We start from the raw sequence: 9,351 nt of genomic DNA on the forward strand, positions 1-9,351 counted from the left end.
ATTTTACTGATTTTTAATTAGTTTTACAAAGTAACTAAATATAGCGCTGAGAAAGCTACCGAAGGTTTAGTTCAACAAGGGTTTTGCGTCAGGCGGGCTGAAGTGCAAAACTCAACAGTAGTTTTTCAATTAAACTTTAGTAATAATATCGGCTTTTGTGCTTCGAAATCCCGCCCGAACGCAAAGCCCCGAACCGTTCTTGCGACATCTCCCTTCGGTCGCTGTCGCAAGAACGATTGGCTCGACTTCGTCGAATGTTTTGCAAAACGACCGCTCGGTCGCCTCGCAGAACATTGCCTTTGCTGAAATTTTTTCTTCAAGAGCAAGCTCCCTTGAAAAAACTTCGCAAAGCCGAGCCAATCGTTATGTGCAACCCTAAAAGACAGCAACATTAAAATGAACAGAATATTATACATTGGACTATTTGCGACCTTTTTCAACTTTTTGACAAGTTGCAACGGACAGACAAAACAAGAACCTAACGAGACCAAACAAACGAAACAAGTTGGTGGCGGTTGTGAAGGTTGCGAGTTAATGTATGTTGGAATACCAAAAAAAATTTCAACTGAACACATAAGTGTTGGTTGGACAGAGGGCAAGCAAAAACTCATATTGACAGGCAAGGTCTTTAATCTTGACGGTAAAACACCTGCATCTGAAGTTATTATCTATTATTGGCATACAGACGATAATGGTTTATATGCGTCAGACAACCAAACACCTAAACAAGCAAAGGAACACGGTAAGTTGCGAGGTTGGGTAAAGTCAGACAAGAGTGGTAACTATACAATTAAGACAAGCAGACCTGCTGCATATCCGAATGATAATATTCCGCAACACATTCACTTATCTATAAAAGAACCAGACATCACTAACGAATATTATGCTGACCTTTATTTTGATGATGACCCATTGTACCTAAACCATAAAAAAAAGTATGGTAAACTTGACAGAGCAGGGACTGAACTGCTAAGAGTTGTTTTAGATGGCAACATTCAAATCGCAGAGCATAATATTGTTATAGGATTGAATATTCCTGACTACCCTACTAAAAACAAAACAGACATTTATTCGGGCTTAAATATTGGTGAAGACCAGCCTTCTTTTATACCATTTCACGCCTTTGGACCAGACAAAGGAACAAGAACTTGCCCAGTTTGCAAATATGGACGTTATCACGGAATTGTATATTTCGTTGGCGACAAGCCGAATTGGGACGAAATTAAAAAATGGCTTAAACAATTAGACCACGAAAGCGTATCAAGAGAAAAATACCTTAAAGCATACTTTGTTTACGGGAACTCAAAGAATTATAATAAGCAGGCACGGCAAACAGAGTTAGAAAAAATCGGAGAAGAATTAGGGCTTCAAAAAATTGCTTTGACTTTTGTACCATCATTTAGCGACACTGAAAGCGAAGCAAACCTTAACAACATAAATGCGAGTGTTGAAAACACTTTTATTATTTACAGACACAGAACAATAGTTGACAAATATGTAAATCTAAAACCGACAGAACAAAACTTTAAACTTATTGCAGAAACACTTGACAAAACAAAAGGAAATTATTTTGACTTAAACGAGCCAAAACATGAATGATAAGAGGGCTGCACATAACAGCAGTTTGGCAAAATGGCGGGTTTAGTGCTGAATTCAACGGCAGTTCTTCGATTAAACTTTTGTACAAAACTGAACATTTGTGCTTCGATTTCCGCCACTACGCCAAACCGCAAACCGTTAGTGGCAAGCGTAACAGACGACCCTCATAATTGAACAGACGAAAAAAAATAAGAAGAATGAAATATTTAATTAGGACAATTTGTATTTTACTGACAAGTTTTACAACAGCATTTGGACAGCAACAAGCAACTAATGACAGCATTTATGTAATTCAAGACAGTGTATTAATTCCGACAAAAAGTGGTGTTGATATTTCTGCAATAATTGTTCGTAAAAAGACAAATACTAGTCCATCACCTGCAATTCTTTTTTATACAACCTATTATCAAGATGCTAGTGATGCAATATTTGCTAAAAAATCGGCTGACAGAGATTATGTTGGTATAGTAGCTTATGTTCGGGGTATTAAAACTGACTTAAAAAACTACAAACCCTTTGAAAATGAAGGAACAGATATTTATGACATTATTGATTGGATAAGTAAGCAAAAATGGTGCAATGGAAGTGTAGGAATGTATGGCGGAAGTTATACCGGTTTTTCACAATGGGCAACTGTGAAGAATATTCACCCAGCATTAAAAACTATTGTCCCACAAGTAGCTGTAATGCCAGGCTATGATTTTCCAATGGAAAATAATGTTCCATTATCTCATATTTTAAGTTGGAGTAATGATAATATCTACAAAAACAAATTTTTACCCAGAAGTTTACCTTTTGACTATTTCAATAGTGGAATAGCATTCAACAAAATAGACAGTTTAGCAGGGTATAAAAATCCAATCTTTCAAAATTGGTTATCTCATCCATCTTATGACAGTTATTGGAAATCAATGGTGCCAACGCCTGCCGACTATGCCAAAATCAATATTCCCATTTTGACAACGACAGGCTATTATGACGGTTCACAAATAGGTGCAATACAATATTTCAAACTACATACTAAATACAATAAAAATGCAAATCACTATTTTATAATTGGCCCTTATGACCATTGGGGTGGACAACGCAAACCTGCAAAAAACTTGATGGGCTACGAAATAGATAGCGTTGCCAATATCAATATGATGAATTTGGCTTACGATTGGCTTGATTATGTAATAAAAGGTAAGCCGAAGCCTGAACTGTTGAAAGACAAAGTGAATTATCAAGTTATGGGAACAAACGAATGGAAACATAGCCCATCAATTGAAAAAATTAACAACGATACTTTAACTTTCTATCTTGACAAAACAAATCTAACATCATTAAAACCAAAGAAAAAGGATTTTCAAAATCAAAGTGTTGATTTTAATGACAGAGAGAATCAAAACAATTATTTTACACCAAGCATTATTTTTGACACACTTGATGTTAGCAATGGTTTAGTGTTCACGACAAAACCTTTTCAAAAGGAATTTACCATTAATGGCTCATTTACAGCTAATCTTTGGGCTACTATTAATAAAAAAGACATGGACGTGTCGTTAGCCCTTTATGAACTTATGCCAGATGGCAAATACTTTTTCCTTACAAGATATGTTGGCAGGGCAAGTTTTGCAAAAGACAATTCAAAAAGACAACTACTACAACCAAACAAAAGAGAAAGTATTCCGTTTGACAATACTCGTTTTGTAAGTAAGAAGATTAACAAAGGTTGCAGACTTGTTATTTTGCTCAATATCAACAAGCATCCCTTTGAAATAATTAATTATGGTTCAGGCAAACCTGTATCAGATGAAACAATAAAAGACGCAGGCGACCCAATACAAATAAAATGGCACAATGACAGTTACATTAAAATTCCCGTATGGAAAAACTAATCAGACCGATAAGAACGCCAGCCAATAACATCGTATTGGCAATAGTGGGGCTGACAGTTGTAAACTCAACATTTGTACTTCTATCGGGCATTTGTGCAAATGTTGGGCTGACGTTTTTCAAATGCTCCACCATCGCCAATACGTAAAACGTTATCTGCAACCCCTACCGACCGACCGTACAACAATCAACTGACTGGCAAAAACTCGACAACCCACCACCGATGTCGCGGATTTGCAATCCGTGACATTTATTTACCAAGAACATCTTTCGCAAAAAATTTGCAACCTATAATTTCAGAATACAAAAATTAAAATCACGGATTGCAAATCCGCGACATCGTTTAAAAACGTTATTCTATCAGCTAAATACCTCTTCCTTCCCTCAAAACTTCTACCCTACTTCAAAATCAAACAACTCTTGCGGATGTACATCTAAACCTTTCGCTAATTCCTGTATGGTAGAAATTCTTATATCAACTTCTCCTTTTTCAATTTTGCTGATATTACTATGGTCGACATCACATTTTTGAGCTAATTCCCGATAGCTTAATCCCAATTCTTTTCTAAATTTTTCAATTCTTTTCCCAAAAGCTATCCGAAATTCAATTCTATCCATTGTAAATGTTGACGTAGTTATTCAGAAAGTTTCCAACTGTTCTCAGACTTTATCCAATTCGGAATAATACTCTTCAAAATCAAAAATAATATCAAATAATTCTTTTGGATGAATTCTTAATCCGGTAGCAATTTCAATGAAAGTACTGAGTTGACAATCGATCTTGTTATTGGCAACATCACTAATTCTTGCCGCTGTAACATTGCACTTTTCAGAAATCTTAGAATAAGGAATCTCTCCTTTTATTTCTTTTATTTTTTCTGAAACCAGTTTTTTGATTTCATTGGTTTTAAACTCGTTCATAATTGCACTCTTTTGTGCAAATTGAAATTATTAGCATAAATTACCATTACCGAATTCGGTAATGGTAAAATATTTTTACTACATTTGCCGAACAATTAATTGATTAAACGAAGTTTATTACGGCTGATGAAAAATAAAATAATTAGATGAACAAAAATTTAATTATTTAGAGATTAAAAAACACAATTTATCATATACCCTTGGTTTGTATAGGCAGGAAGTTCAGGCATTTTTACAACTTCCTCCTGTACAGCCAGAAAAAATTTAAAGACAAATAACCAAAAACCAAATTTATCAGATAACAAAAATACCATGATGAATTCAAGAAAACTTAAAATCCATTCAAGATTTCAGAAAAGCAGCAATCAACTCATCATCGTTCCGGAAATAAGGCTCAGAGGAAAATGGCTTGATGAACTGGGTTTCGGAAAAGGAAAAATGGTGAATATTCAGCAGAAGAAAAACAAACTGATTATTACCGTTGATGACTTATAAATACAGTACGATGTATTTGTTATTCGCAACATTTAATGATGAAATTCAATTATAGAAAACTCAAATTTTGCACTCTTTTTGATAAAATACTTTCCGTACCTTTGATTACATCTGAAAATCATCAATAATAAACATCACAGAATGAAAATACTCATCATTGGCGGTAACGGAACCATCGGAAAAACAGTAGCAGCACATTTTAAAGAGAACAACGAAGTTGTAATTGCCGGAAGAAACTCCGGAGATGTAACGGTGGATATTGCAGACAGCCATTCCATTAAAGAAATGTTCGAAAAAATCGGAAAACTGGATGCCATCATCTGTATTGCCGGTGAAGCAAAATGGGCAGATTTCAAAGACCTTACCGAAGAAGATTATTATATCGGACTGAAAAGCAAACTGATGGGGCAGGTTAATCTCGTCCGTATCGGAAAAGATTATCTAAATTCCAATGGTTCTATTACTTTATCTACAGGAATTTTAGCGGACGACCCTGTTGTACAGACCGCAGGTGCTGCAATGGTGAACGGCGGAATCCACAGTTTTGTACAGGCGGCAGCGCTGGAACTGGAAAACGGAATCAGACTGAACGTTGTCTCTTCCGGAATGGTGGAAGACGCTTATGAAAAATACAGAGATTATTTTCCGGGACACAACCCTATTCCCATGAAAAAAGTAATCAACGGTTATGTAAGAAGCGTAAACGGAAAAGGAAACGGCGAAATCATCAGAATTTATAACTAAAAAATAAAAGGTTGAATGATGAATAAACTGCCGAAATATTTAAATGATCTCGAAGAAAAAATCTCAAAGCATACTATTTCCAATCCTGAAATTTCGAAATCGACTGTAGGATGGCAAATCGAACATATTCTGCTGACAATTAATGCCATCATTGAAAACATAGAAAAATCTGATCCCCAAAATTATAAATGGAGCTTCAAACTTTCGAAAATTATGGTTTTTGCGTTGAATAAAATTCCGCGAGGCCGTGCAAAATCCCCAAAAGTAGTAACTCCGGGACATTATGATGAGCAGACTTTAGAGCAGCATTTGCAATTCACCAAAACGAAAATCAGGCAAATGGAAAATCTTGATCCCAATAAATATTTCAACCATCCTTTTTTCGGAGATTTAAAACTGAAAAAGGCAATTAAATTTCTGGAAATACATACGAATCATCATCTGGAAATCATTAATGATATTTTGAAAAGTAAAAATATATAAGTTTACAAGAATTTTGTCCTTTCTGAGGATAACAATAATATGTACAAATAAAAGCTAAAATTCATGAAGCTGAAATTCATTTTTATTTTAATTTCCTTCTTTTTTTATTCGTGTAAAAAAGAAAATAAAGATATAGAAACCAAAGTGAAAAGCAATATAAATACTGAAGTTTCAACGGACATCAATTCTCTTCAGAAATTAATTAATTTATCTAAATTCAGACCAGAGAAAGTGAAATTTAAATATGTTTTTATTGATAATTCCGGAGAAAGAATTTCCGGTCCATCCGATTCTTTTTTGGAAGCTGTTATATATTTTGACGAACAGACAATGAAGAGAATATGGGATCTGGATAAAAACACAGATTTTGTATTTCCTAATTATACGAAAAAGGATTTTGAATTTGACTGGCTGAATGAAGATATTATACGCGAACTTAAAAAATCCGATAGTTTGAAAGCAGCTCATCCTGATTTTATTTTTGACACTTCTAATGGAAAATGTTGGTATCTGAAAAACAAAATTTTATTCATTAAAACAGTAAATTAATTTAAAATAATGATTAAACTGTATTAATGACAAGTAACAACCAACTCTTTCACATTATCTGGACAACTTATAACGAATATCCTGTCTGGGATAAAAATGGACGTTGGAAAAAACTTACTGATACCTACTCGAAATTACGCCTGCAAAATATAAGCTACACTTTGTCCCATGAGTTATCCTATGAATATGTAAATAAAAATCCACAAAACAACAGGATTCTTTTACAGGAAAAATCTATAAACCAATTGAGAATTGATATTCATGAATTTTGCAGGGAGAACAGCGACAGGATAATTGACGGACTTGAAATTAAAGCGCTTCATATTAACGAATCAAAAGTTGAAATACTCGTGCTTTCTAATATAAAAGTACTGAATCAGAAAATTTCAAGACTGAAAAGCAAAACCTCTTCTGCCTTATTACGTTCAAAATATACCGAAGAATTTTCCGGAAAAAGAATCTGGGGAAAAGGATTTTGGTACTCAACGATTTTAAATAAAGAAGAACTGGTGATTTCAATAATTCAGGATGGTTTTTCTAAAGAATTTTGAGGAATAATAAAGATCAGTCGCCCACCATTTAGAACAAAAGCAAGATGCAGAAACCATATAAAATAATCGACTTAATTTTCAACAACAGAGCATACAAAGTTGAAATTACAGGAAACGTAGATAAATCGGACGGATTTATTTATTACACGTTTAAATTTGATGAAGAAAATTTCATTGTCATTTCAAAATTTGATGGCGACCAATGGAAAATCGCAAATATGACCAATGATTCTATTGCTGAAAAACTGGGCAAGTGGATCGAAGCGTTGGATTGAGAATCTGAAACATTCAACTTTACAAATTGAACTTCAAAATGCTGAAAAAGAATTAATGATATTATAATCAACAAAAATAGATGATTTGCAGATACAGATACCACATTATCAAACTGTAAAAATAAAAATAACGGTTTAGTTGAAGGAACCATAAAATTAGGCAAGGAAAAAGAAGCCTACCACATCCAAAAACTTATCGAACTGAAAATGAATGAGGAAGCTATCTTTAAAAATTATAAAATTAAATTGTGAAGCATTAATTTAATTTTCCTTCATTCATTAAATTTGCGGATTTGTAAAGTAAATTCTATATTTGCTAAAATTAAAAACTAAAAACCGTTGAAATATTTAAATTATACCACAAAAATTACTTTTTATTTGTAAAAGTGTTATTCTATATTTTAACACGTAAAGACACAAGAAAAATTCCATTTAAAATCTACCGCTTACAGTCATATCTTTTATAAAAAATCCGTTAAAAGATTAAAAAACACAAAGCCAGAATTTTAAATCCTTAAAAAAAACAACATTTAAATAAAACATAATGACCAAACAATTAAAGTTTGCAGTTGTACTATTACTAACAGTTGCAAGCACGAATGCAAATGCTCAGAAAAAAACACCTGCAAAAGCTACAAAACCTGCCACAGAAAGCAAATCTTCAAAACCAAGCAAGCAGGAAACAATGGATTGGATAGCCGGAAAGATGAAGGAAAACCTAGGACCATACAGAACATTTGTTTCTTATTCCGACGGAAAATTTGTCTATAAAAAGCCATATGAAAGAGAAACAAACTTCTGCACAACAACGATCGATCTGAATAAAATTACAGGAATGAATTCTGAATATTCAGACGATTTCTATGTAACAGGAAAAGGCTGCCTATCAGTTATTTGTGATGGTGAAAAGAATGCCACACTGAAGCAGGTATTTTCCATAAGCGGTCCTAACTATAATGACTATTCAGCTCCGTTCAATTTTACCCCAGATCAGATTTTGGTAGAAAGGTTAAAAAAAGCGGTTACGACTTTAATTGAATACAACGGATCAAAGAAAGAGGCAGGAGAAGCTTTTTAAAATATCATAAATAAATATTCTTAAAATTAATAACATGAAAAATAAATCTGTTTTAGCTGCATCTTTTTTTGCTGTTTCCATAACGCTTATCTCTTGTGGAGAAAAACCTCAAAACATAGAAATGGGAAAAGAATTCAAAGTGTATGAAAATCCCATTACCGTTTTAAAAGTAGAAGAAAGCAAAATTCTCAGAAACGACAAAGATTCTACCCTTTTGATTGCTCCCAATGGAAAAAAATACGTTTATGCAGAAGTGAAAAATCCAAAAAATGAAATGATCTTCATAAAAGCTTTCAGTAAAGATTCGGAGGTAAAATATGATGACGATTTATCTTTGTCAGATTACAAACATGATATCGACAAAGGATTTACCGATGATTACTTCCTGATTGATGACAACAGCTCGATTGATAAATTAGTGATTACAGATCCATCAGAATCGCAATTTGTTTTGACGAATCCAAAAATTACAAAATCTACTACTGCAATTTCTCCCGAAGCTCAGAAAATAGTAGACTCTTTCGCTAAAGAAATAAATCTTTTAAATGCTTTTGCTCCATATGTAAAAGATGGGAAAGACGTTCTTTCGATCACGAAAGACGAGGGAGATTTACCTGTTAACCGTTTGAGCATGAAAGCTGAAGTAAATTACTTTTCACCGGATGGAAAGCTGTATATCTTTAAAGTAACCGATATTATTAAGGTATTGTTAAATTAAAATATATTTCATAAATTAGTATTATGAAATGTTATAAATGTCAATCATTAGATAAAGTAA

12 protein-coding genes are annotated in these 9,351 nt (G+C 33.5%); 10 read left to right on the top strand and 2 right to left on the bottom strand.

Annotated features, from left to right (window positions below; genetic code table 11):
• The first annotated feature begins 396 nt into the window (after window positions 1–396).
• Complete coding sequence (locus tag H6W52_RS20400) at window positions 397–1,599, top strand: intradiol ring-cleavage dioxygenase (RefSeq protein ID WP_116100100.1); 1,203 nt, start codon at window positions 397–399, stop codon at window positions 1,597–1,599.
• Window positions 1,600–1,796: 197 nt separating this feature from the next.
• Window positions 1,797–3,479 carry a CocE/NonD family hydrolase gene (locus H6W52_RS20405; protein WP_185216939.1) on the top strand — a complete coding sequence of 561 codons (1,683 nt, stop codon included), beginning with the start codon at window positions 1,797–1,799 and terminating at the stop codon, window positions 3,477–3,479.
• A 391-nt stretch (window positions 3,480–3,870) separates the two neighbouring features.
• On the opposite strand, the gene H6W52_RS20410 is transcribed toward H6W52_RS20405, so the two are convergent.
• On the bottom strand, window positions 3,871–4,095 hold the full coding sequence (locus H6W52_RS20410) for a helix-turn-helix domain-containing protein (RefSeq protein ID WP_116100098.1): 225 nt from the start codon (window positions 4,093–4,095) through the stop codon (window positions 3,871–3,873).
• A 42-nt stretch (window positions 4,096–4,137) separates the two neighbouring features.
• Window positions 4,138–4,398 carry a hypothetical protein gene (locus H6W52_RS20415; RefSeq protein WP_116100097.1) on the bottom strand — a complete coding sequence of 87 codons (261 nt, stop codon included), beginning with the start codon at window positions 4,396–4,398 and terminating at the stop codon, window positions 4,138–4,140.
• A gap of 312 nt (window positions 4,399–4,710) precedes the next feature.
• Here H6W52_RS20415 and H6W52_RS20420 point away from each other — a divergent pair, with 312 nt between their 5' ends.
• From H6W52_RS20420 to H6W52_RS20455, 8 genes are all read left to right on the top strand, one after another.
• On the top strand, window positions 4,711–4,893 hold the full coding sequence (locus H6W52_RS20420; protein WP_116100096.1) for a SymE family type I addiction module toxin: 183 nt from the start codon (window positions 4,711–4,713) through the stop codon (window positions 4,891–4,893).
• 141 nt (window positions 4,894–5,034) lie between these two features.
• Entirely contained in the window at window positions 5,035–5,637 is a 603-nt protein-coding gene (locus tag H6W52_RS20425) for a short chain dehydrogenase (RefSeq protein WP_116100095.1), read from the top strand.
• Window positions 5,638–5,652: 15 nt separating this feature from the next.
• Window positions 5,653–6,120: a DinB family protein gene (locus H6W52_RS20430; protein WP_116100094.1), complete on the top strand. Its 468-nt coding sequence runs from the start codon at window positions 5,653–5,655 to the stop codon at window positions 6,118–6,120.
• Window positions 6,121–6,183: 63 nt separating this feature from the next.
• Window positions 6,184–6,669, top strand: a complete 486-nt coding sequence (locus H6W52_RS20435) for a hypothetical protein (RefSeq protein ID WP_116100093.1) — start codon at window positions 6,184–6,186, stop codon at window positions 6,667–6,669.
• A gap of 26 nt (window positions 6,670–6,695) precedes the next feature.
• Window positions 6,696–7,220: a hypothetical protein gene (locus H6W52_RS20440; RefSeq protein WP_116100092.1), complete on the top strand. Its 525-nt coding sequence runs from the start codon at window positions 6,696–6,698 to the stop codon at window positions 7,218–7,220.
• A 44-nt stretch (window positions 7,221–7,264) separates the two neighbouring features.
• Entirely contained in the window at window positions 7,265–7,495 is a 231-nt protein-coding gene (locus H6W52_RS20445) for a hypothetical protein (protein ID WP_116100091.1), read from the top strand.
• 544 nt (window positions 7,496–8,039) lie between these two features.
• Window positions 8,040–8,573: a hypothetical protein gene (locus H6W52_RS20450; RefSeq protein ID WP_116100090.1), complete on the top strand. Its 534-nt coding sequence runs from the start codon at window positions 8,040–8,042 to the stop codon at window positions 8,571–8,573.
• 34 nt (window positions 8,574–8,607) lie between these two features.
• On the top strand, window positions 8,608–9,291 hold the full coding sequence (locus H6W52_RS20455; protein WP_116100089.1) for a hypothetical protein: 684 nt from the start codon (window positions 8,608–8,610) through the stop codon (window positions 9,289–9,291).
• Window positions 9,292–9,351 lie beyond the last annotated feature (60 nt).

The sequence above is a fragment of the Chryseobacterium sp. C2(2020) genome, from assembly GCF_014218915.1.
In the GTDB taxonomy this organism is placed as follows: domain Bacteria; phylum Bacteroidota; class Bacteroidia; order Flavobacteriales; family Weeksellaceae; genus Chryseobacterium; species Chryseobacterium mucoviscidosis.

Bases quoted from the DNA above. Each gene is read 5' to 3' on its own strand.
- H6W52_RS20450 (WP_116100090.1), top strand. From the start codon at position 8,040: ATGACCAAACAATTAAAGTTTGCAGTTGTACTATTACTAACAGTTGCA.
- H6W52_RS20435 (WP_116100093.1), top strand. From the start codon at position 6,184: ATGAAGCTGAAATTCATTTTTATTTTAATTTCCTTCTTTTTTTATTCG.
- H6W52_RS20430 (WP_116100094.1), top strand. From the start codon at position 5,653: ATGATGAATAAACTGCCGAAATATTTAAATGATCTCGAAGAAAAAATC.
- H6W52_RS20420 (WP_116100096.1), top strand. From the start codon at position 4,711: ATGATGAATTCAAGAAAACTTAAAATCCATTCAAGATTTCAGAAAAGC.
- H6W52_RS20440 (WP_116100092.1), top strand. From the start codon at position 6,696: ATGACAAGTAACAACCAACTCTTTCACATTATCTGGACAACTTATAAC.
- H6W52_RS20425 (WP_116100095.1), top strand. From the start codon at position 5,035: ATGAAAATACTCATCATTGGCGGTAACGGAACCATCGGAAAAACAGTA.
- H6W52_RS20405 (WP_185216939.1), top strand. From the start codon at position 1,797: ATGAAATATTTAATTAGGACAATTTGTATTTTACTGACAAGTTTTACA.
- H6W52_RS20445 (WP_116100091.1), top strand. From the start codon at position 7,265: ATGCAGAAACCATATAAAATAATCGACTTAATTTTCAACAACAGAGCA.
- H6W52_RS20415 (WP_116100097.1), bottom strand. From the start codon at position 4,398: ATGAACGAGTTTAAAACCAATGAAATCAAAAAACTGGTTTCAGAAAAA.
- H6W52_RS20410 (WP_116100098.1), bottom strand. From the start codon at position 4,095: ATGGATAGAATTGAATTTCGGATAGCTTTTGGGAAAAGAATTGAAAAA.
- H6W52_RS20455 (WP_116100089.1), top strand. From the start codon at position 8,608: ATGAAAAATAAATCTGTTTTAGCTGCATCTTTTTTTGCTGTTTCCATA.
- H6W52_RS20400 (WP_116100100.1), top strand. From the start codon at position 397: ATGAACAGAATATTATACATTGGACTATTTGCGACCTTTTTCAACTTT.